The 21,252-nt window shown below is 59.2% G+C and carries 20 protein-coding genes; 1 reads left to right on the top strand and 19 read right to left on the bottom strand.

Annotation, left to right across the window (positions count from 1 at the left end; translation table 11 throughout):
- Positions 1–17 precede the first annotated feature (17 nt).
- The 13 genes from BM229_RS07085 to BM229_RS07030 all read right to left on the bottom strand — a co-directional run bounded on the left by BM229_RS07085 (position 18) and on the right by BM229_RS07030 (position 12,208).
- Positions 18–1,325, bottom strand: a complete 1,308-nt coding sequence (locus tag BM229_RS07085; RefSeq protein WP_093926902.1) for an ATPase — start codon at positions 1,323–1,325, stop codon at positions 18–20.
- A 124-nt stretch (positions 1,326–1,449) separates the two neighbouring features.
- On the bottom strand, positions 1,450–1,944 hold the full coding sequence (locus BM229_RS07080; RefSeq protein ID WP_093926901.1) for a prepilin peptidase: 495 nt from the start codon (positions 1,942–1,944) through the stop codon (positions 1,450–1,452).
- Between the two features lie 3 nt (positions 1,945–1,947).
- Positions 1,948–2,799, bottom strand: a complete 852-nt coding sequence (locus BM229_RS07075; protein ID WP_093926900.1) for a tetratricopeptide repeat protein — start codon at positions 2,797–2,799, stop codon at positions 1,948–1,950.
- Between the two features lie 27 nt (positions 2,800–2,826).
- Positions 2,827–3,426 (bottom strand): tetratricopeptide repeat protein, encoded by a 600-nt coding sequence (locus BM229_RS07070; RefSeq protein WP_208604031.1) that lies wholly within the window; start codon positions 3,424–3,426, stop codon positions 2,827–2,829.
- Positions 3,426–4,403 (bottom strand): type II secretion system F family protein, encoded by a 978-nt coding sequence (locus tag BM229_RS07065; protein ID WP_167360204.1) that lies wholly within the window; start codon positions 4,401–4,403, stop codon positions 3,426–3,428. Before BM229_RS07065 ends, BM229_RS07070 begins: the two co-directional genes overlap by 1 nt.
- 10 nt (positions 4,404–4,413) lie before the next feature.
- Complete coding sequence (locus BM229_RS07060) at positions 4,414–5,376, bottom strand: type II secretion system F family protein (RefSeq protein ID WP_093926899.1); 963 nt, start codon at positions 5,374–5,376, stop codon at positions 4,414–4,416.
- Positions 5,377–5,387: 11 nt separating this feature from the next.
- Positions 5,388–6,857 (bottom strand): TadA family conjugal transfer-associated ATPase, encoded by a 1,470-nt coding sequence (locus tag BM229_RS07055; RefSeq protein ID WP_093926898.1) that lies wholly within the window; start codon positions 6,855–6,857, stop codon positions 5,388–5,390.
- Between the two features lie 24 nt (positions 6,858–6,881).
- A complete protein-coding gene (locus tag BM229_RS07050) occupies positions 6,882–8,126 on the bottom strand; it encodes a CpaE/TadZ family protein (protein WP_093926897.1) in 1,245 nt (414 codons plus the stop codon).
- A gap of 292 nt (positions 8,127–8,418) precedes the next feature.
- Entirely contained in the window at positions 8,419–9,120 is a 702-nt protein-coding gene (locus BM229_RS07045; RefSeq protein ID WP_093926896.1) for an OmpA family protein, read from the bottom strand.
- Complete coding sequence (locus BM229_RS07040) at positions 9,107–10,543, bottom strand: type II and III secretion system protein family protein (protein WP_093926895.1); 1,437 nt, start codon at positions 10,541–10,543, stop codon at positions 9,107–9,109. Before BM229_RS07040 ends, BM229_RS07045 begins: the two co-directional genes overlap by 14 nt.
- Before the next feature lie 205 nt (positions 10,544–10,748).
- Entirely contained in the window at positions 10,749–11,609 is an 861-nt protein-coding gene (gene cpaB, locus BM229_RS07035) for a Flp pilus assembly protein CpaB (protein WP_093926894.1), read from the bottom strand.
- A gap of 147 nt (positions 11,610–11,756) precedes the next feature.
- Positions 11,757–11,924 carry a Flp family type IVb pilin gene (locus BM229_RS18215; protein ID WP_167360165.1) on the bottom strand — a complete coding sequence of 56 codons (168 nt, stop codon included), beginning with the start codon at positions 11,922–11,924 and terminating at the stop codon, positions 11,757–11,759.
- 101 nt (positions 11,925–12,025) lie between these two features.
- Positions 12,026–12,208, bottom strand: a complete 183-nt coding sequence (locus tag BM229_RS07030) for a Flp family type IVb pilin (protein ID WP_093926893.1) — start codon at positions 12,206–12,208, stop codon at positions 12,026–12,028.
- 358 nt (positions 12,209–12,566) lie between these two features.
- On the opposite strand from BM229_RS07030, the gene BM229_RS07025 reads away from it, so the two are divergent.
- Complete coding sequence (locus tag BM229_RS07025; protein ID WP_208604030.1) at positions 12,567–13,382, top strand: lytic transglycosylase domain-containing protein; 816 nt, start codon at positions 12,567–12,569, stop codon at positions 13,380–13,382.
- A gap of 41 nt (positions 13,383–13,423) precedes the next feature.
- Here the strand turns inward: BM229_RS07025 and BM229_RS07020 are convergent, their stop codons facing one another.
- The 6 genes from BM229_RS07020 to tldD form a co-directional block, all read right to left on the bottom strand.
- Positions 13,424–14,047, bottom strand: a complete 624-nt coding sequence (locus tag BM229_RS07020; protein WP_093926892.1) for a CoA transferase subunit B — start codon at positions 14,045–14,047, stop codon at positions 13,424–13,426.
- Positions 14,047–14,751 (bottom strand): CoA transferase subunit A, encoded by a 705-nt coding sequence (locus tag BM229_RS07015; RefSeq protein ID WP_093926891.1) that lies wholly within the window; start codon positions 14,749–14,751, stop codon positions 14,047–14,049. Before BM229_RS07015 ends, BM229_RS07020 begins: the two co-directional genes overlap by 1 nt.
- A 96-nt stretch (positions 14,752–14,847) precedes the next feature.
- Positions 14,848–15,435, bottom strand: coding sequence for a L,D-transpeptidase (locus BM229_RS07010; protein WP_093926890.1), 588 nt, complete (start codon positions 15,433–15,435; stop codon positions 14,848–14,850).
- A 152-nt stretch (positions 15,436–15,587) separates the two neighbouring features.
- Positions 15,588–18,260 (bottom strand): type I DNA topoisomerase, encoded by a 2,673-nt coding sequence (gene topA / locus BM229_RS07005; protein ID WP_093926889.1) that lies wholly within the window; start codon positions 18,258–18,260, stop codon positions 15,588–15,590.
- 254 nt (positions 18,261–18,514) lie between these two features.
- Positions 18,515–19,693, bottom strand: a complete 1,179-nt coding sequence (dprA, locus tag BM229_RS07000; RefSeq protein WP_093926888.1) for a DNA-processing protein DprA — start codon at positions 19,691–19,693, stop codon at positions 18,515–18,517.
- A gap of 98 nt (positions 19,694–19,791) precedes the next feature.
- Positions 19,792–21,213 carry a metalloprotease TldD gene (gene tldD / locus BM229_RS06995; RefSeq protein WP_093926887.1) on the bottom strand — a complete coding sequence of 474 codons (1,422 nt, stop codon included), beginning with the start codon at positions 21,211–21,213 and terminating at the stop codon, positions 19,792–19,794.
- Positions 21,214–21,252: the final 39 nt, after the last annotated feature.

Raw genomic sequence — 21,252 nt, 5'->3', positions numbered from 1 at the left:
GGTGCCAGCGGCTAGGGCTATTTTACGATCACCTCATCGCGGACGAACATATTGGCCCAAGCGCGGTCCACTAGATCGGGGTTCATTTGATAGGGGATCCCTTCGAAATCGCAGATGGCGATCATCTGGTCGATCAGGAAATTCGGCTGATAGTTCGCATAGACGTTGTCGATCGTTGGATATTTCACCTTCAGCAGATGAATCAGCGTCGCCTCGTCCAGTGGCATGCCGCGTTTGCGGGCGACCATGGCAAAGATCTTGAGGAAGTTCTCTTGGTCCGGGCCGTCGATCTTAATCTTGAAGAAGATACGCCGCAGGGCCGCTTGGTCGAAAATCTCATTTGGGTGGAAGTTGGTGGAGAAGATCACCAGCGTGTCGAAGGGCACCTCGAATTTTTCGCCCGATTGCAGGGCGAGGATGTCTTTGCTTTCCTCAAGCGGCACGATCCAGCGGTTGATGATGCTCTGCGGTGGTTCTTTCTGGCGGCCAAGGTCGTCGACGATGAAAATGCCGCCTGTGGCTTTGAGCTGCAGCGGCGCCTGATAGGTCCGCGCCGTGGGGTTGTACACCAGATCGAGCATGTCGAGCGTCAGCTCGCCGCCGGTGATGACCGTCGGGCGTTCGCAGCAGACATAGCGGGCGTCATAGCGGGTGATCCGGCGCAGGGAGGTGGGGTCTTGCACCTCGGCCTCGGCGGCGGAATGAACGATCGGGTCATAGACGGTGATGACTTGACCTGCGTATTCGATGGCGCGGGGGACATAGACCCGATCGCCGAGGGCATCTCGTATCCCATTGGAAATGCTTGATTTCCCGTTTCCCGGCGGGCCGTACATCAGGATTGACCGCCCGGCAGAGACGGCGGGGCCGAGGTGGTCCAGCAGGCTGTCGGGCAGCACCAGATGGCCCATGGCCCCGGTGAGTTGATCGCGGGTGATTTGCAGATTGCGTACGGATTGGCGTTTGACCTGCTCGCGGTAGACCTCAAGCGGGACGGGCATGGCGCCGAAATATTCGGACTGAGCCAGCGCGTCCAGCGCCCGGGCCTTACCAGCATCGGTGAGTTGATAGCCCATTTCATTGCCGCTGGTTGCGCTGAGCGTGCCTGTCGCCTCTAGCAGGCGCTGGCCGCGGGCTTGATCGACCATTTCTTGCGTGACTTGGATCGGCAGGCAGAGCGCTTGGGCCAGATCGCTGACCATTTCTACGTTCTTGCGGAAGATCGTTTTCAGAAGGATGTCGCGCATCATCACGATGGGCAGTTTCATATCCTCCAGCCGCTTGGGGGGCGGCGGGGCAAGCACTGTGCTGGTCGGGGCGTTCATCAATGGCTTCCTAGAAAGGGCGGCGCGCTGCGGTTCAATTACTGTGCAACGTAATTATTGAATATGGCGTGAATGTGGACGGCCGAAGCGACAATTGGGGCAGCATATCTGGCCCATGTCATCGTTAGACGCCGTAAACAGCCCCTAAGATTAGATAAAGCCCCAGCGTGGTGCCGAGGGCGAGGCCCATGGGGAATTTCTTGGTTTCTTGCCAGCTTTGCCAATCGGGGGCGAGGCGGCGCAGGGGGGTGTATTTCACCCCTCGGTGCGTGGCAGCGGCGGCCAGAAGGGTGGCCATGAAAAGCATCATCAGCAGGCGCAGATCACCCATGGCGATAAAGGGCGCGGCAGCGGCGGCGAATTTGGCGTCTCCGGCCCCCATAACGCCGGCGGCGTTCAGCACGATGCCAATGACCAAGATAATCACGAGGCTCAGCAAGCGCCAGAGGTAGGTCTCAAACGGCAGCAGAAACAGACCCAACACCACGAAGATCGCGGTGAGTACCAAGACCGCCTGATTTGTAATGCGCATCTGCTTCATGTCGGTGAAAGCGACATAGAGGCAGATCGGCAGGACGAAGGGCAGAAACCACAGGGCCGCCGTGGCAGAGATCGCCATGGCTCAGCCGTTTTCCAACGCGCGCAGAGAGCGGACGGCGGCTTCGAAGTGCTGAGGATGTGTGTCGATCGCTTCGCGCAGCAGGCCCTTGCCGGTTTCCACATCGCCGCGTTTGATCGCCGACAGCGCCATCGTGTGCAAAAGCTGTGCGCGCTCGGACTGCTCCATCGGCATGACGGGTAGGGTGTAGTCGCGCTGCGCGGCGCGGGCCATGATGAGGTTGTTCTTGGCGGTGAAAAGCGTGTTGTCCTGACGGATCGCCTCGCCAAAAAGCCTCTCGGCTTCGGGGTAATCACCGCGGGTCAGTTTGGAGTAGCCCCAGTTGTTCATCACGGCGGCGGGGGTGGTGGTGAGCCCAACGGCGATTTCATAGAAACTGTCGGCGCGGCTCCACTGTTCTTTGCTGTCGGCGACCATAGCTTCGAGCCGGTAGCGGGCGAATGTCTCATGGGTGGGGGGGATGCCGTTCAGAACCGTTTCGGCCCGCGCCCAGTTGCCGGAGCGGATCAGCGCATCGGCCAATTGCACGCTATCTTCGGGCGTGGCGCCCTCCATTTTGATGACTTTATCCCATTCGCCCACGGCTTCGGTGGTGCGTTTGGCCCGCACGAGTGATGCGGCAAGCCCGCGCTGGTGGTCGATCCGGTCGGGGCTTTCCTTGACTGACCGCGCGAAGTAACTCACCGCCTCATTGGGATCGGCCACGGTCAGCATCACGTCGGAGAGGTTGGTTTCATCCACCACATTGACGTCCTTGAAGGCCCGCTCAACGGTGGCGTTCGCATCTTTTTCACCGCAGCCAGAAAGGGCGGTGACGCCTGCCATGCAGACGGCCAGAATGATTGGATGGCGCATTTTGCGTCCTTTTACTGCTCTGCCGGATCATGGTGTCGGACGGATCAGGTAATCCCCGCTGCCGCGCCGCACCAATTTGTAATTATCTTCATTGACTTCTGTTATAACATATTTTTCCGTTTTTGCGAGCGCCAAGCGCAGATTGTCCCGGATTGCGTCACTTTCGCCATTATCGAGGGCATAGGCTTTGCGGAAAATCTGCTCGGCCTCGGCGGTTTGACCGCTTTCCATCAGTACGACGCCAAGGTTGTTCCAGACTTCCGGCTCGGCGGCGTCCTTCTCAACCGCGCGGCGCAGCAGGGTCTCGGCTTGCCCCAACCGTCCCAGCCCAAGGTTGGCGCTGCCCAACGCTGAGAGGATTTCGCCTGTCAGCCCGTGATCCAGTGCGGCGCGGTTGAAGGATTTGATGGCCAGTTCATACTGTCCTGCCGCGATAAGCCGATGACCCACTTCGATCCCGTCGACAGCTTCTGCGCGCGGGTTCACGCCGGGGGCATAAAGATCATCGGGTTTCTTTGGCCCGCCGAACGCGGAAAAGCCGCCTGTCGAACAGGCGGCCAAAGCAAGGGCCAAGATCGGCCCGATGAAAACGGCGCGGGCGAGGCTGCGCCGAATTTTCTCCGTCATTAATTTCCTATCTGACCCAGTTTCGAGATGCCATGTGCCGACGGGCCGACCAGAATGATCAACAGCGGCGGTACGGTCAGCCCCATAGTGGCAAGGGTCATCTTGGTTGGCAACTTATTTGCCGCTTCTTCGGCGCGCATCACGCGCTTGTCGCGCATCTCTTCGGCATAGACGCGCAGGGCGTCGGCGACGGATGTACCGAAAGCTGCTGATTGGATCAGCACGGTCACAAAGGAGGACACATCCTGCACACCGCAACGCTCCGCCATATCGTTAAGCACGGTGACCTTGTCCTTACCGGCCTTCATCTCATAGGCGACCATCTCGAACTCTTCGGCCAACGCGAGGTAGGAGGCACGCAACTCCCGGCCGACGCGGACGATACATTGATCCAGCGATTGCCCCGCCTCGACACAGACCAGCATCATATCAAGCGCATCAGGAAAGCCGCGGGTGATCTCTTCTTTGCGGGAATCGACGCGGCGTCTGACCCAATACTTGGGCAAATAGTACCCGATCGCACCGGGACCGATGGCCCACATCATGGTCTGCTGGGTGGTCAGCCCTTCGCCGCCGCCCAAGACATTGGTATAGACCAGACCGCCCACCAGCCCGAGCATCCCAAGGGCAAACTGCGCAAAGTAGTAAAGCCGCACCGCATCGCGCGAGCGATAACCGGCCTGGCGCAACATCAATTGTTTGGCGCTGAGTTCGGCCACGTCCTCGGGCTCAAGAAACTTGGCGAATTTCTGCAACTGTGCGTTCTGGTCGGACTGGCGCAACTTCTCGCGCGCGCTATCGCCCAACGGGGCCGTGCTGGTGCGTTTGAGCTTGGTCAGCGGGTCTTCGGGCTGGCGCAACATCAGCACCAGTGTAATCGCCACCAACGCGACGCCCAATGTGCCGATGATGATAATCAAACCCATCGGCCCCAAGGCTTGGTTGATCTGATCGCTAAGCTGATTGAATGATTCCATCATCGGCCTCTCAGACTTTGATATTGGTAAGGATGCGCATCACGAAAAGGTTCAGCACAAGGAAGATCCCCACAAGAAAACAGGCGGGAATGAAATAGGGATGATCGCGCACCTCGTCATAGTAATGCGGATCGCCGAGGTTGATCACCACCAGCGCGACCAGCGGGAAGGCCGACAGGAACTTGCCCGACCATTTCGCCTCCGCCGTGATCGCTTTGACACGGCGGAACAGGCGGAAGCGGGCGCGGATCACCTTGGCCAGACCAGCGAGGATCTCGGCCAGATTGCCGCCCGATTGTTGCTGGATGGTCACGGCCACGGCGAGGAAGCGCAAATCCTGCATGTCGAGACGCTCGGCCATGTCTTTTAGCGCTTCACCCAGATCGCGGCCATAGGCGGCCTCATCGGCGATCACCCCAAATTCCGAGGCAAGCGGGTCTTGGATTTCTTTGGACACGATCGAGATCGCGTTGGAAAACGGGTGCCCCACACGCAGGCTGCGCACCATCAGCTCCACCGCGTCGGGAAGCTGTTCTTCGATCATCGCCATACGTTTGCCCGCTTTGTGCGAGACCCAAAAGAACACCGCGCCGACACCCATCGCGATGGCCATAAGCGCCCGAACCGACACAGATGCATCGGTGCCAATCGTCAGCCCCAGAAAGGCCAAGGCGGCAAGACCTGCCATAATCATCAAAAGTTGCTGCGGCGTGAAGGCAATCGCGGCCTTCTGCGCACGTTCTGACAGCAGGGAATAGAGCGGGATCGACTTGGCGTTCATATGCTGCTGCATTTCCTTGCGCAGCTTGTCCAAGACTTCCTCACGGCGGGCGCCTTTTTCCAGCATCTCAAGACGGCGGTTCACGCGGCTGTTGAGGCTGATCGATTTGCCGAATGCGACAAGGTATAGGCCTTCGACCAGCACCAGGACGCCGATGAAGATCAGACCATAGATGATTGGTTCGGCACTCATTGCATCAATCCTTACTGGGCCGCCACGGGTTCGTAGATAGAGGCGGGCAGGTCATAGCCCCACATGCGGAACCGCTCAGAGAAGTGACTGCGCACGCCGGTGGCGGTGAAATGGCCGATGATCTTGTTCTCGGGCGTCAGGCCGACACGCTGGAACCGGAAGATTTCCTGCATCGAAATCACCTCGCCTTCCATGCCCGTGATCTCGGTGATCGAGGTCATCCGGCGCGAGCCGTCTTGCAGGCGGCTGGCCTGCACGATCAGATTCACAGCCGAGGAAATCTGGCTGCGCATCGCCTTGAGCGGCATTTCAATCCCGGCCATGGCAATCATGTTTTCCAGACGGCTGATGCCATCACGGGCCGAGTTGGCGTGGATCGTGGTCATGGAACCGTCGTGACCGGTGTTCATCGCCTGCAACATGTCGATCACTTCCTCGCCGCGGGTCTCACCCACGATGATCCGGTCCGGGCGCATCCGCAGGGCGTTTTTCAGACAGTCGCGGGGAGAGACTTCGCCTTTGCCTTCGACGTTTGGCGGGCGGCTTTCCATCCGGCCCACATGGGTCTGCTGGAGCTGAAGTTCGGCGGTGTCTTCGATGGTCAGGATGCGTTCATCATTGGCAATGAACGACGACAGGGCGTTGAGCGTGGTCGTCTTACCCGAGCCCGTACCGCCGGACACGATGATGTTCAGACGCGTCGCCACGGCGGCCTGCAAATAGGCGGCCATCTCCTCCGAGAAAGCCCCGAAATTCACCAGATCGTCGATGCCCAACTTGTCTTTCTTGAACTTACGAATGGACACCAAGGAGCCGTCCACCGCAACGGGGGGCACCATGGCGTTGAAACGCGAGCCGTCTTTGAGCCGCGCATCGACGTAGGGGTTGCTTTCATCCACGCGCCGACCCACGGCCGAAACGATCTTGTCGATGATCCGCAGCAGGTGCTTTTCATCCTTGAACGTCACGTCGGTCAACTGCAGTTTGCCATCTCGCTCGACGAAAATCTGCTGCGGGCCGTTTACCAGAATATCGTTGACCGTGTCGTCTTTCAGCAGCGTCTCCAACGGGCCAAGGCCGGTCACCTCGTCATAGAGTTCGGAGTTCAGCGTCATGCGGTCTTCGCGGTTAAGCACGATGCTTTTTTCCGACAGAATTTCGACGGCAATGTCGTTGATTTCTTGGCGCAAATCAGTTTCGGATGCATGTTCCAGCGCGGCAAGGTTGAGGTTGTCCAACAGTGCGCGGTGCAACTCGAGTTTGATTTCGCTCATCCGCTGCTTGCGCTTGACCTCACGGTCTTCGGGTGCTGCGGCGGCGGGCTTGAGGGCGCGACGCATCGAAGCCGATTTGGCAGCCTCAGCAGGTGCCGGGGCGGCCACTGGAGCAGCTTCGACAACCTTGGCAGGCTTGGCCTGTTTGGCCGGGGCAGGGGCCGCTTTTGGGGCGCCGGGGGCTGGTTTCTTATACTTGGAAAACATCGATACGCTCTTTCGCTAGGGGGCTCAGGCCGCTTTGGCCTGCTCGCCCTTGAGATCGTGGATGGAGCTTGCCAGCTTGGCGATTTCGCGCCGCAGCGGGCTTTTTGGGGCAGAATTAGCAAGGGGGAAACCGTGGTCATTGGCCTGTGTCACCGCTTTGCCGCCATCGGGCATGTGCACGTCAATTGAGATGCTAAGCGATTCGGCCATACGCTTGACCCGGCTTTTGCCACTGAGATCAGTAAACTTTGGGGCGCGGTTCATGACATAGCGCAGCTTCTCAAAGGGGAGCTCTTCGGATTGCAGTGCGCGTTTGAACCGCAGGGCGTTCTGGGCTGAGCGCATGTCGAGTTCCAGCATCGCGAAATAGACATGGGCACTGGTCAACACAGTTTCCGACCATTGCACCAGCGTCGAAGGCATATCGACAATGACATAGTCAAATTGGTTGCGTGCCATGCTGAGGATGCGCTCGACGTCCTCGTTGGTGATGATGTCGAGCGGTAGCATTTCTGCCGGGGCGGTCAACACATGCAGTTTATCGTCGAAGGTTTGCAGGGCTTGGCCAAAGATCTCTTCGTCCATGGATTCTGTGTCGGACATCATCTCATAGACCGCCTCGCGGCGTTGCAGATCAAGGAACGTCGCGACCGAGCCGTATTGCAGATCGAAATCCAACAAGCAGACTGAGGGGGCATTCTTTTTATCAGCGTTGGCAAGTTCCCACGCGAGGTTCACGGCAAGGGTCGTGGCACCTGTGCCGCCGGCCAGCCCGTGTACCACGATCAATGCGCCATCCTTTTGCGCACCAGCTTTAAGCTGCGGTGCGGCTGCTTCTGCGGCGGGGGCAGGGGCGCTGTTCTCTCCGGCGCGCACCCGGGCAATGGCCTGGGCCAACTCACCTTCGGGCAGCGGATAGGGGACGAATTCGTCAGCACCCTGACGCAGCAGTGAATGCAGCGCGGCGGGGGTCATATCTTCGGCGATCAGGATCACGCTGATGTCGCGGGCCTTGGCCTGTGTGATGATTTCGCTCATCAGCACAAGGTTGTCTTCGTCGGTTTCATCCATGGCGAGCGCCACAAATTCCATCGCTTCGGCTTCGGGCTGACCAAAGAATGCCAGCGCTTCAGCGAATCCCAGATCGCCCCAGCTTTCGCCTAGGGTGGCCTCCATGTCTTCGATCAAGAGATCGAAGTTCTGCACATCACGGCTGATTGTGCAGGCAACAATCGGCGCTGCTTCGGGTTGGGGCATACTGCTGCTCATGACCTTTTGTCCTTTACATCAACGGGTTGGCCGGAGATCGGCGATATTCTGTCGCTGCGACCGCTCTGGCGTCTGCCTCATGCGCGGCCTCTAAGCCGGGCACATTTATCCTTCTTGGTCGAATATCACTCCCAACTGGGGCGAGATTGGGGCCAAAAAGCCTCCATTGTTGGGTATCTTGAAACGATCCGCGTTTTAGCGCCCGATTGGACATCTATTAGCGGGTCACGAAAAACCCCCGCGGCCCAAAAGGCGCGGGGGTGAAATTGCGTTGCAAGAGAGGCCCTTGGCCTTACTCTCCGCCGCTGTCGCCGCCACCTGTCGCGGTAGCGCCGGAGCTTAACTGCGAGGGGGGCACTGCGCTGGCCACATACTCGCGGTAAATGATCTGCGCATATTTGCCATCCAGAAGCATTGGATGACCTTTCACAAAGCCGCTCACCTCGGTCACCGTGCGCCGATTCCGACGCTCACGGCCTTGAGTGACGATTAGGGGCTGTGTTTCGCCATAGGAAACAACGGCTTCCAAACGGCTTCGGCTGATTCCAAGGGTGGAAAGATATCCGACCACCGCCTGCGCACGCCGCAATCCGAGTGCCCGGTTATAGCTCTGAGAGCCGACCAGATCGGTGTGGCCATAGACGCGGAAGCGAATCTCGGGGAACTGACGAATCCATCCGGCCTGTTGGCGCAAGACAGCCTGTGCGTTGGCGTCTAGTTGGGCCGAATTAAAGGCGAATGTCACGGTAGAGCCAACTTCGCTGGCGAAACGATTGGCTAAATCAAAAGTGACCTGTTTTTCGCCTGTCATGACCTGCCGATTGTGCAGCGTGGCATTGCCGAACTGTCCGGTATCCACAACCGAACCTGCTTCGCGGTAGAATTGAGTATAAACCGGATCGTTGCTGGGGGCGCAGGCCGTCAGCGCAGTGAGGGCCGCAGTGCCAGCGATCAACGTGATATCTCTGCGTGTCATCGGATCAATCCAGTACATAACCGTAGGAGCCGCGGAAATCCTGCTTGGCCACTTCGCCCGCTGCACCCCGGCTGGGGGTGCGGGTGCCATCAGCAGTGCGCCCGTGCAAGAATAGGTCTTTCTCGGAGGGCGGCTTGATGCGGTCCGTCGGCAGCGCGAGAGCTTCGCCGCGGGTTGGTGTCACCAGATGCGCGGTGACGATGATGACCAATTCAGTCTGGCTGCGCTGATAATCCGCCGACCGGAACAGCGCGCCCAGAACCGGCACATCGCCGATCCACGGCAATTGCCGCGTGCTGTCGGTGAAATCATCGGTCAGCAACCCAGCAATGGCAAAGCTTTCGCCATCGCGCATCTCGACCGTGGTCGATGTCTCGCGGCGGGTGAACGCGGAAATTTCGATGCCGTTGCCCAAGGCAATGCTGTTGCTTGCATCAATGGCTGACACAGCGGCGTTCATTTCGAGGTTGATGATATCCTTGTCGACGACACGCGGGATAAAGGCGAGTTCAACGCCGAAGGGTTTGAATTCAACCGCGATGGTGTCACCTGTTTGGGCGACGGGGACGGGATATTCGCCCCCGGCAAGGAACTTGGCCTCTTGCCCCGAAAGCGCCACGAGGTTTGGCTCTGCCAAGAACCGCACGACGCCTTTTTCCTCAAGTGCTTCCAGCAAGATGCCCACTTGAGTAGAGCCTGCGTTAAAGCCGAATAGAACCGCGCCTGCGTTCTGGTTGGACGAGGGGATCGTGCCGCCAAGCGAAGAAGTAACCCCGCCCGAAGTATTGGTGGTGCCGGTGCCCGCATTAATGCCCGTGCCGCCGATTGCGCCATTAATTGCAAGCGATGACCCAAGCGATTTCGACACGTTGCGCTGCATTTCGGCAAAGCGGACCTTCATCATCACCTGCTGGATGCCGCCAACGCTCATCAGGTTGCTGACCCGTTCGGGGGCATAGCGTTCGGCCAGATCAAGGGCGCGTTGCAAGCGCTGCGTCGAGGACACAATGCCCGAAAGCACGATGCCGTCATTGGCGGTGCGCACCTCAATCTTTTCACCGGGAAGGATTTGGCGCAGCCGTTCTTTAAATTCTGACACATCCGCCGCGACGCGGACATTGACATTGGTAATCAATTGTCCGCCAGCGTCCAGCAGCGTCAGCGTGGTCAGACCAGGCGATTTGCCGAGCACGTAAATCGTGCGGTCCGAAAGGGATGAGATATCTGCGATGCCGGGATTGGCGATGCTGAGTTCCGCGAAGGGGATGTCGCTTTCCACCACCACAGCGCGGTTCATCGGGACATCGAGACTGGAATTGGTGCCACGTTTGACAACGCGCAATGTGTCGGCGCCAGCTGAACTGGGCAGGGTTAATGCCATTGGCATCGCGCCCAGTGTCAGCCCCAGCAGGGCCGCTTTTAGAAATCTATCGATTTTCATGTGACCTGCCTTTTTGATCACGCCTCGGGATGGGTCTTTTCGCCCTCGTTTGGCTGCACTCTGCGGCAATTAGAATTTTATTGCAAGAATCAAGCTCTTCGCGGACGCGCTGCATGTGGGCTATTCGCAACATAACCCAAAATGGAAAAGACGCCGCAGGGGGCTGCGACGTCTTTGCTTAGTATGGCAAGAGGTTGTTATCGGGTCAGTTTGTGCAGGGGATCGGCAGTTCGACGACCTCGGCACCGCGACGCGTGCGGATGGTGCACACTTTCTCTTTGGCGACCTCTGCGATGGTCTCTTGTGCTTCGATGCCGAGAAGCGAACGTTGGTCGACCTCGATGGCTTCGGCGACGGTATCGTCATCGGCTCCCACTAGCGATAGGGACAGGTTGCCGGTCGATTGCGCTTGGGCAAGGGCGGCGACCTGCTGGGGTTTTACAGCCACGGTCACCGTCTTCGCGATAGAGGCTTCCTCCATCACCAACGCATCGGCACTTTGGTCAATAGCGATCAACTGCACCGCCGATTCGATCAGCTTGGTCACATCGCCGTTGCTGGATTGGCTGCCCATGTTCACGCGGCCCGTCCAATAGACATCCACCTTGTCGCCGGGACGCAGGAAGCCCGAGACGCCGCTGGAAACGTCGACTTTGATGGTGAAGGCACGCATGCCGCGCGCAAGGCGAGAGGTCAAACCGGAATCTTCGCCCGGCTCAGTCACCTTCACAGCCATAATCGCTTCATCTTTTTCGATGTTGCGCAGCACGATGCGTTGATCTTTTGTGTTCTCGGGAAACAGGACCGTTTCCTCAAAGAATGTCCCCTCTGGAATGGCGTTCTCAGGCCATTTCACGGCGCGGACGTCTTCGCGGGTGAGGGGCTGCCCGTACTTCAAGGGCTTGTCGGCCACCCAAACGGTTTTGGTTGGCACCACCTGCGCCAGCGCGGCTTGGGCCTGCGCATTGGCGGCTTGATACTGTGAAATCCGGTCTTTCGCCAGATAAACGGCCCCACCGGCAAGTGCGATACCTACCAAAAGAACCAATCCGAATACGGCTCGCATGTCATTACCTCTTTGCTATGGAAGCGAGTCTGAGCCCGCTTTGTCACCTAGGCAGACTAGCTGCCGAATATGGCGAGATTTGGTCTGCACGGCGGCGATGCGGTGAAGCTTGCCGTTGCTCGATTTGCGAAGGTAAAATGATGGCCTTCAGGCAGTCATCTTGACCAAGATATATTCCACCAACCCATCTAGGCTGTCTGAGAAGACGCCCAGCACTAGGATCGCTAAGCCAACCAGCCCTGCAGTCAACACAACCCATTCAACGCTGACCGCGCCACTTTGGTCGTTTGAAAAATTCTTTAAGAAGCTGCGCATTGGTGTCTCCGTTAGAAAGCGGCGTTTGGGCGCGAAAAAGGGCCGCACCCCAGATAGAGAAGCGGCCCCAAGACAGTCGTGTTTTACCACGAATACGGTTGTTAGCGCGTTGCCGAAACGCCATCGATGGCGGTGCCAATCTCGGTGGTCAGATCGGCAGTGTTGTCACCAATCGTGTTGAAAGCAACAACAGCCAGACCAACGATCGCAGCGGTCAGAACGACCCAGTCAACTGTCACGGCACCGTCTTCGTCTTTGCGGAAGTTTTTGATAAAGTTCATCATGTCATGTCCCTCCAAGGATCACTGAGTAAAAGGTTTTAACCTCGCCGTCCGGTTTGCCTCGTTCTCTCATTGAGGCTGTCCGACTTGGTATGACCCTATATAGCCGTCAGATTGGGGCGCGAATTTGGCAGCAAATGTGACTTTTGCAGTTCTGCTAATTTTTTCTTTCGAAATTCTCTTAAGCATCTGAAATTAAATGGTTTAACTCGGCCTAAAGCTCGGGAATCGCGCTATTTCCGAGGATTTTCGCGCCAATTAGGGCGAAAATGCCATGATCCGCGTCTCAATCGCTGGCCCGATTCCCCGATTCATGAGATATTGCCAGCCAAAGGCGCGTCAGACGCAAGGTAGAGCAGGCATGTATCGCATATTGGCATTATCGCTGGTAACAGCCCTTATCGCCCCTGCCACGTCGGCAGAGGGGCCAAAGCCCTTCCCTGAATTCTCGGCCAAACGGATCGCCCCTCCAAAGAAAGGGGCAAAGCGGATCACTGTGCAGATCGATCCCGCGGCCCGCGCTGCCGCGGCTGCCAAGGTTGAGACTGGTCCGGCGGTGGCTGCTACGCCCTCAGGGGCGATAGCACCCTTAAGGGCAGGGCAGTTCGACTGGTTCTGGGATAAGGTCTCTCCCGCAGCTGAAGTCGGTGGGGCGGGGCGGTTGGCCCCGGCAATGGCGGCGCTTTCTACGGGCAAGGTGCCCGCGCCGCGCCTTCAACACTTGCAAGACATCGCCCGCAGCAATGGTGTGGATATCTTGCGCGCCACAGTTGGCACCAAGGTCTCTCCGGCGTTGGTGCTGGCGGTCATCAGTGTCGAATCGTCTGGGCGTAGCGATGCAGTAAGCCGGGCAGGCGCGGCAGGCTTGATGCAACTTATGCCCGATACCGCCGCGCGCTTTGGCGTCAGCGACAGTCTGATCGCAGCCGAGAATATCCTCGGCGGGGTCAAATACCTCGACTGGCTGATGGGAGAGTTCGACCGCGATCCAATTCTCGTGCTTGCCGGATACAATGCGGGGGAAGGATCCGTGCGCAAACACGCGGGCGTGCCGCCCTTTGCCGAAACGCGCGACTACGTGCCTAAAGTTCTGGCCGCGTTTCAGGTCGCGCAGGGGCTTTGCTTAACACCACCTCAACTTATCAGCGATGGCTGCGTCTTTGCGGCGATGAACTAGGGCCGCAGTGGCGCCCCGGCGGATGCCGCCGGGGGCTTTGTTCAAACGATGGTGGCGTCTGTGGCCGCGCGCAGCTCGTCCTCAGTCACACCATCGGCGCATTCGACGATCCGCAAGCCGCCTTCGACCACGTCGAGCACACCGAGGTTCGTGATGATCCGGTCAACCACGCCCTTGCCGGTCAGCGGCAGGGTACATTCCTTCAGCAGCTTCGATTCTCCGGCTTTATTTTGGTGGTCCATCACGACGATGACCCGTTTGACGCCAGCAACGAGGTCCATCGCGCCGCCCATACCTTTGACCAGCTTGCCGGGAATCATCCAGTTCGCCAGATCGCCGTTCTCAGCCACTTCCATGGCCCCGAGAATCGCTGCGGCAATCTTGCCACCACGGATCATGCCAAAAGACATGGCGCTGTCGAAATAGGCCGTGCGGCTGAGCTCGGTGATGGTCTGTTTGCCAGCATTGATAAGGTCGGGGTCTTCTTCGCACTCAAAGGGGAAGGGGCCCATGCCCAGCATGCCGTTTTCTGACTGCAGCGTGATGTCCTTGTCGCCGACGTAGTTCGCCACCAGCGTCGGAATCCCGATGCCGAGGTTCACATACATGCCGTCTTCGAGTTCCTCTGCGGCCCGCGCCGCCATCTGATCTCTATCCCAAGGCATTATGCTTCCTCCCGCTGGCGTGTCGTGACCTTTTCGATGCGCTTCTCATGCTCGCCTTGAATGATGCGATGCACGTAGATGCCCGGCAGGTGGATTTTATCGGGGTCGAGGCTGCCGCGCGGCACGATCTCTTCGACCTCGACGATGCAGACTTTACCGCACATGGCCGCTGGCGGGTTGAAGTTGCGCGCGGTCTTGCGGAACACAAGGTTGCCGGTGTCGTCGGCTTTCCAAGCCTTCACAATCGACAGATCAGCAAAGATGCCCTCTTCGAGGATGTAGTCCTCACCGTGGAACTGTTTCACTTCCTTGCCTTCGGCGATCTGGGTGCCGACGCCGGTCTTGGTATAGAAACCCGGAATGCCCGCACCACCGGCGCGCATACGCTCGGCCAATGTGCCTTGGGGGTTGAACTCAAGCTCCAGCTCACCGCTCAAATACTGGCGCATGAACTCGGCGTTTTCGCCCACGTAGGAAGAGATCATCTTTTTCACCTGCCGCGATTGCAGCAGAATGCCGATGCCGAAATCATCGACGCCCGCATTGTTCGACGCGAAGGTGAGGTCTTTGGCCCCGTTGTCCTTGATCGCCTGCAACAGCAATTCAGGAATGCCGCAAAGGCCAAAGCCCCCTGCGGCGATCAGCATGCCATCCGACAAGACGCCTTCCAGCGCTTCGGCGGCGGATCCATAGATTTTGTTCACGGACGACCTCCCTTGGTTTCGTTGCGCCATATGTGACGCTGCGTTGCCGCAGTGTCAATTACGTGGAGCTACGCAAGGAAGGCCGCTGCGAGAGGTTTAGATCACGCGGACCTGTGTGCCTACGGGGCACATCCCGAAAAGCTCTTCGATCTTCTCGTTATAGAGACCGATACAGCCGTCCGAGGAGCGACGCCCGATCTTGCGCGTGTCATGGGTACCGTGAATGATATAGGCGGGCCAGCTTAGGTACATCGCATGGGTTCCCAGCGGGTTATCGGGGCCGGGCGGCATGTATTTGTAATGCGGGAAACGCTCCATCATCGAGGCGGTTGGGGTCCAGTCCGGCCCCTCTTTCTTGCGCACGATTTCGGTGTAGCCGCGTTTGGTCAACTCTTCGGTGGCAGGCACGGAGGTTGGGTAAACCTTGTAAATCTGGCCGTCGGCGCTCCAATAATGCAAGGCGCGGCTGATGGTATCGGCCACGATGGCACCTTTGCCAAGGCTGTCGAAATGATCCTGCCAGCGCTGCGTGGCAAAGCTCGACGCATTGCGCGACACCGGGGCTTCGTTGGAAAACTCGCGTGCCGCTTGACCCACTTCCTGCGCGCGCAGGATCTGCGGGGTCATCAGTGCCGCACCGCTGGCGGCAATAACGCCGCGTCGGGTGAATTTAATGCCTGACATGTATCTGCCTTTCATACTGGTCGTGCCGTTTGCCCCTGATCCGAAAATCAAAGGGAAATGGCAAATCACATATGCATGATGCTGGATGTGAAGATACGACACAGGCGGAACCGCGCCGATGGCGGCGCGGTCGCTCTGTTCGGGCGCGTGGTTTATGCGCTGTCGGCCTTATTGGCCGCTGGTTTCTTGGCGGCAGGCTTTTTCGCCGCCGGTTTTTTGGCAGGCGCTTTTTTCGCTGCGGGCTTCTTGGCAGCGGCCTTCGCCGCGGGCTTCTTTACTGGCGCTTTCTTCTTGGTCGCCGCCTTGCGCTTGGCCGGAGATTTGGCGAGCTTTTCTTCAATCAACTCCACGGCGCGTTCCATGGTCAGGTCTGCCGGTTCAACCTCTTTCGGGATCGTGGCGTTGACCTTTTCCCACTTTACATAAGGCCCGTATTTGCCCTCCATGATATTGACCGCGCCGCCCATATCGGGGTGTTCGCCCATCTCGCGGATCGGCTTGGCGGCCTTGCCACGCCCACCACGGCTGGCGACTTTTTCGGCCAGCAATTGCACGGCGCGGTTCATGCCCACGGTAAAGACCTCATCGATCCCTTCGAGGTTGGCATTGGTGCCGCCCCGGTCCGAGGTGCTCTCAGCGTGTTTGATATATGGCCCATAGCGCCCGATGTTCGACCAGACCATCACGCCGTCTTCGGGGTGCGGGCCGATCTGACGGGGGAGGGAGAGTAGCATAATACCTTGTTCAAGCGTCACTTCTTCGGCGGGCCAGTCTTTGGGGATCGATTGGCGCGGGGGCTTTTTGTTTTCTTCGGTCACAGGCCCGCGCTGCACATAGGGCCCAAAGCGGCCCTTGAAGACGCGGATTTCGTCGCCCTGATCTTCGCCCAGCAGCTTGCCGTCGGGCGGGATCGCCGAAGCTTCGGCTTCTGGGTCTGGCGGGCCGAAGGGGCGGGTGTAGCGGCATTCGGGGTAGTTCGAGCAACCGATAAACGCCCCGCCCGAGCGCGCGGTTCGCATCGACAGGCGACCAATCTCGCAGTTCGGGCAAAGGCGCGGATCGCTGCCGTCTTCGGTGGGCGGGAAGAGATGCGGTTCCAGCACCTCGTTGATCTTTTCCAGAACTTCCGTGATCCGCAGTTCGGATGTTTCTGCAATCGCCGCCGAGAAGTCACGCCAGAAGCGGCGCAGCACTTCTTTATAGGCCGCGTCGCCCGCACTGACCTTATCAAGTTGGTCTTCTAGGTCGGCGGTGAAATCATACCCGACATAGCGGCGGAAGTAGTTCTCAAGAAAGGCGGTGACCAAACGGCCCTTATCCTCTGGGATCAGGCGGTTGCCATCCTTACGGACATATTCGCGGTCTTGGATCGTGGTGACGATGCTGGCGTAGGTCGAGGGGCGGCCGATGCCAAGCTCTTCCATCCGTTTCACCAATGTCGCTTCTGTATAGCGCGGGGGCGGCTGGGTGAAATGCTGCTCTGGTGTGACGCTGCGCTTGTCCATCGCATCGCCATTGTTGATCTGGGGCAGACGCTTGTCGTCTTCGTCGACCACATCATCGCGCCCCTCTTCGTAGACGCGCAGGAACCCGTCAAACAGCACGACCTGACCGTTGGCGCGCAGACCGACCTGACCGTCATCGCTGCCGACCTCAACCGTGGTGCGTTCCAGCCGGGCGCTTTCCATCTGGCAGGCCAGCGTACGCTTCCAGATCAGATCATAGAGTTTCGCCTGATCGGCATCGAGCTTCAGAGCCTTGGCGTCCTTCGTCATATCCGTCGGGCGGATACATTCGTGCGCTTCTTGGGCGTTCTTGGCCTTGTTCTTATAGATGCGCGGCTCTTTCGGGACGTAGTCCGCGCCAAAGCGGTCTTTGATTGCATCGCGGGCCATGGTCACCGCTTCGGGCGCCATATCGATGCCATCGGTTCGCATATAGGTGATGTGACCGGCCTCATAAAGGCGCTGCGCCGTCGACATCGTCTGCCTGGCGCCCATCGAAAATTTACGACTAGCCTCCTGCTGCAGGGTCGAGGTCATGAAGGGTGCCGATGGGTTGCGGCTGGCCGGTTTGGCCTCAACGTTCATGACTTTCAGCGCGCGGCTGGTGATCGCCTGCACGGCCATCTCGGCCTGCGTGGCATCGGCCAGATCGAAGCGGTCCAGCTTTTTGCCCGCAAGCGAGACAAGACGCGCTTCAAATTCCTGACCGCGCGGGGTGGCGAGCAGGGCTTTGACCGACCAATATTCACGGGCGCGGAAGGCTTCGATCTCCATCTCACGTTCAACGATCAAACGCAGGGTAACCGATTGCACCCGGCCTGCGGATTTTGCGCCCGGCAGCTTGCGCCACAGCACGGGGGAGAGGTTGAAGCCCACCAGATAGTCCAGCGCGCGGCGGGCCAAATAAGCCTCGACCAACGGCATATCGACCTGACGTGGATTTTCCATCGCCTCGGTCACGGCCTTTTTGGTGATCTGGTTGAAAACCACACGGCTGACCGGCGTGTCTTTCTTGATCGATTTGCGCTTGGTCAGCGCTTCTTGCAGGTGCCAACTGATCGCCTCGCCTTCGCGGTCGGGGTCAGTCGCGAGGATCAATGCGTTGTCGTTGGCCAAGGCGTCGGCAATGGCTTTGACGTGTTTTTTGCTGTCGCTGGCCACTTCCCATTTCATGTCGAAATCGGCGTCGGTGTCGACGGATCCGTCTTTGGGCGGCAGGTCTCGGACGTGGCCGTAAGAGGCGAGGACAGTATAATTGTCGCCCAAATATTTGTTGATCGTTTTGGCCTTGGCTGGGGATTCGACAACGACGACGGGCATAAATACAGGCACCTTAGATCATAAATGAGGGCAGCTTTGCGCTGTCTCATGTGGGATGGCGGGGGTGTTTGTCAATGCGGCTGCTGCTTATGACGGTTTTGCGAAACTGCGGTTTTGCGTCCCGAATGGTGTAGGAAAGCGTTGCCGCTGGGATGCTTTGAATTGGTTCTTTCGCCGGGATGAGGCGCGTCAAGACCTCGGCGGTCCGCCGTTATTTGCCCGGCATAAACTGCCGCCGCTTTGCTCCTGTGACGCTAGACCGTGCGACTTAGCAACCCGCCGGGCTGCCTTTCGATTTGTCCTTCCAACTCAAGATCAAGAAGCGCCGGGGCCACGGTGGTGCTGGGCACTTGCAGGTCGCGGATCAGTTGATCCTCCGCAATCGGAGCATGGCCGAGACGGGACAAGATGCGCGCATGCAGTTTTGCGATTGACCCCGTATTGCTACGGGCTTGCGTTGCGCGAAACGGCCGTGCGGATGTTTGACGCGAGGCAGGTTTTGCAGGGGTAGGCGTGTTCGCCGTTGGCCTATGCATATCCGGCAAAACCTCCAACACATCGGCGGCGGAGCGTATCAGCACAGCGCCGTCACGGATCAGCATGTTGCCCCCTGCCGCGCGCGCGTCCATCGGGTGCCCCGGCACCGCGAGCACTTCGCGCCCTTGATCCAGCGCATCACGTGCGGTGATCAAGCTGCCGGAGCGGGCCGCCGCCTCAACCACCACGGTTGCACGGCTTAATCCGGAAATGATGCGATTGCGGCGCGGGAAATGCCGCGCCATCGGTTGTAGGCCCATCGGTTGCTCTGACAGGCGCAGCCCTTGCGCTGCGATCTGATCCGCCAGCGCGGCATTTTCACTGGGATAGATGATGTCGACCCCACCTGCTTGAACCGCGATCGTACCGTGCGCAAGGGCCGCTTCATGCACGGCCGCGTCGATTCCGCGTGCGAGGCCGGAGACGACGACAAAACCAGCCTCCCCCAGCTCTGCCGCGAGGGTGCGAGCCATGCGCAGGCCGAGTGAGGAGGCATTTCGTGCACCGACCAATGAAATCATCGGGCGGGTCAGCAGTGCGGGATCACCGATCAGCCACAGAAAGGGGGGGGCATCGGGCAGGTCGCTTAGCAGATCAGGGTAGGGCGCTTGGCCCTCCACCAGCAGCCGTGCCCCGGCGGCGCGGGCGGCGTTAAGTTCGGCCTGAACAACCCCTTCGGGGCAGATGCGATAGTCAGAAATGCCAGCGGCATGGGCAACTTCTGGTAGAGCTGCCAGTGCATTAATCGCCGAGCCATGTTCATCCAGCAACCGTCGGTAGGTCGAAATGCCGACACGGCGAGAGCGCAACAGACGAAGCCGGGCAAACTGTTCATCTTCCTGGGTGGGTGGGAGTGGGGGGTGAGTGGAAGAAGGATGTAGGTCCTTGTCAGTCATCCCGAAACTCCGTCCGTTGCAGAATCAGGTATAGAATTTGTTGCTTAACAACTCATGAATCTTTTCCCGACCATTTGCATTAACTCGGCCTCTTCGGCTTAGGTCGCCGCGCCGCCCACGGTTAGCCCGCCGATCATCAATGTCGGTTGACCCACGCCCACCGGCACCCATTGCCCCTGCTTGCCACAGTTGCCCATGCCCGGATCCAGCGCCGGATCATTGCCGATAGCGCGGATCTGTTGCAGTGCCGTGGCCCCGTCACCGATCAGCGTGGCCCCTTTGACCGGTGCGCCGACCTTACCGTTCTGCACGCGATACGCTTCGGTGCAGGAAAACACGAATTTACCGTTGGTAATATCGACCTGCCCACCGCCAAAGCCGACGGCATAGATCCCATCTTTGAGGTCGGCCACGATATCGCCCGGTGCCACGTCCCCGCCCAGCATATATGTGTTGGTCATACGCGGCATCGGAATGTGCGCGTAGGACTGCCGCCGTCCGTTGCCGGTTGAGGCGCCGCCCATCAGCCGCCCATTCTGACGATCCTGCATATAGCCTACCAAGACCCCATCTTCGATCAGCACATTACGCGCCGAAGAGGTGCCTTCGTCATCGACAGAGATAGAGCCGCGGCGGTCCGGGATCGTGCCATCGTCCAAAACGGTCACGCCCTTTGCGGCGATCTGTTGGCCCATCAGCCCGGCAAAGGCGCTGGAGCCCTTGCGGTTGAAGTCGCCCTCAAGCCCGTGGCCAATGGCCTCATGCAGCAGGATGCCGGGCCAGCCGGGGCCAAGCACCACATCCATCACGCCCGCCGGGGCAGGGACCGCATCAAGGTTCACGCAAGCAATACGCAGCGCCTCGCGCACCTTCGATTGCCAATCTTCTGGGGCCAGCATTCCGTCGAGACCAATCCGCCCGCCACCGCCGACGCCGCCGCTCTCACGGCGGCCGTTTTGTTCCACGATAACCGAGACGTTGACCCGCGTCATGGGGCGCACGTCGCGCACCGAATGTCCCTCGGGGCGGAGAATTTCGACCTCTTGAATGCTTGCGGCAATCGTAGCGCTTACCTGTACCACGCGGGAATCAAGGCCGCGGGCATAGGCGTCGATCTCGCGCAGCGTGTCGACTTTTACCGGAAAAGCATGGCCGGCAATCGGGTCTTCATCAGTGTAAAGCCGTGCGTTGCTCGCTTGGGGCGCGTCGGCCCATGTGCCACCGCCATCCCCCACCGCCAGCCGCGCCGTTTCCGCCGCACGACGCAGCGACGCTTCGCTGAGTTCGGTTGAATGCGCATAGCCCGCCACCTCACCGCGTACCGCACGCAGGCCAAACCCCTCGGCGGCGTCATAGCTTGCGGTTTTGAGACGCCCATCATCAAAGACCAGCGCCTCGGAACGGCGACGTTCTAGGAATAATTCGCCGTCATCCGCACCGGCCACAGCTTCGCGAAGGACGCTCAGAGCGGTTTCTCGGTCCAGATCGGCCTCAAACGGGGTGAATTGCGCGCTGCTCATTGGGGGTATCCTTGCTTGCTGTCACAAAACTGTCTCGCG

The sequence above is a fragment of the Sulfitobacter dubius genome, from assembly GCF_900113435.1.
Classification (GTDB): Bacteria; Pseudomonadota; Alphaproteobacteria; order Rhodobacterales; family Rhodobacteraceae; genus Sulfitobacter; species Sulfitobacter dubius.
The sequence above is the reverse complement of the archived record's forward strand: the minus strand, read 5'-3'. Positions and strand labels throughout refer to the sequence as shown.

Excerpts from the sequence above, each read along its gene's own strand:
- BM229_RS07075 (WP_093926900.1), bottom strand. The coding sequence starts at position 2,799 with ATGCGCCATCCAATCATTCTGGCCGTCTGCATGGCAGGCGTCACCGCC.
- tldD (WP_093926887.1), bottom strand. The coding sequence starts at position 21,213 with ATGAGCAGCGCGCAATTCACCCCGTTTGAGGCCGATCTGGACCGAGAA.
- BM229_RS07025 (WP_208604030.1), top strand. The coding sequence starts at position 12,567 with ATGTATCGCATATTGGCATTATCGCTGGTAACAGCCCTTATCGCCCCT.
- BM229_RS07050 (WP_093926897.1), bottom strand. The coding sequence starts at position 8,126 with ATGAGCAGCAGTATGCCCCAACCCGAAGCAGCGCCGATTGTTGCCTGC.
- BM229_RS07010 (WP_093926890.1), bottom strand. The coding sequence starts at position 15,435 with ATGTCAGGCATTAAATTCACCCGACGCGGCGTTATTGCCGCCAGCGGT.
- BM229_RS07030 (WP_093926893.1), bottom strand. The coding sequence starts at position 12,208 with ATGATGAACTTTATCAAAAACTTCCGCAAAGACGAAGACGGTGCCGTG.
- topA (WP_093926889.1), bottom strand. The coding sequence starts at position 18,260 with ATGCCCGTCGTCGTTGTCGAATCCCCAGCCAAGGCCAAAACGATCAAC.
- BM229_RS07085 (WP_093926902.1), bottom strand. The coding sequence starts at position 1,325 with ATGAACGCCCCGACCAGCACAGTGCTTGCCCCGCCGCCCCCCAAGCGG.
- BM229_RS07080 (WP_093926901.1), bottom strand. The coding sequence starts at position 1,944 with ATGGCGATCTCTGCCACGGCGGCCCTGTGGTTTCTGCCCTTCGTCCTG.
- BM229_RS07070 (WP_208604031.1), bottom strand. The coding sequence starts at position 3,426 with ATGACGGAGAAAATTCGGCGCAGCCTCGCCCGCGCCGTTTTCATCGGG.
- BM229_RS07040 (WP_093926895.1), bottom strand. The coding sequence starts at position 10,543 with ATGAAAATCGATAGATTTCTAAAAGCGGCCCTGCTGGGGCTGACACTG.
- cpaB (WP_093926894.1), bottom strand. The coding sequence starts at position 11,609 with ATGCGAGCCGTATTCGGATTGGTTCTTTTGGTAGGTATCGCACTTGCC.
- BM229_RS18215 (WP_167360165.1), bottom strand. The coding sequence starts at position 11,924 with ATGCGCAGCTTCTTAAAGAATTTTTCAAACGACCAAAGTGGCGCGGTC.
- BM229_RS07065 (WP_167360204.1), bottom strand. The coding sequence starts at position 4,403 with ATGGAATCATTCAATCAGCTTAGCGATCAGATCAACCAAGCCTTGGGG.
- BM229_RS07020 (WP_093926892.1), bottom strand. The coding sequence starts at position 14,047 with ATGCCTTGGGATAGAGATCAGATGGCGGCGCGGGCCGCAGAGGAACTC.
- dprA (WP_093926888.1), bottom strand. The coding sequence starts at position 19,693 with ATGACTGACAAGGACCTACATCCTTCTTCCACTCACCCCCCACTCCCA.
- BM229_RS07055 (WP_093926898.1), bottom strand. The coding sequence starts at position 6,857 with ATGTTTTCCAAGTATAAGAAACCAGCCCCCGGCGCCCCAAAAGCGGCC.
- BM229_RS07045 (WP_093926896.1), bottom strand. The coding sequence starts at position 9,120 with ATGTACTGGATTGATCCGATGACACGCAGAGATATCACGTTGATCGCT.
- BM229_RS07060 (WP_093926899.1), bottom strand. The coding sequence starts at position 5,376 with ATGAGTGCCGAACCAATCATCTATGGTCTGATCTTCATCGGCGTCCTG.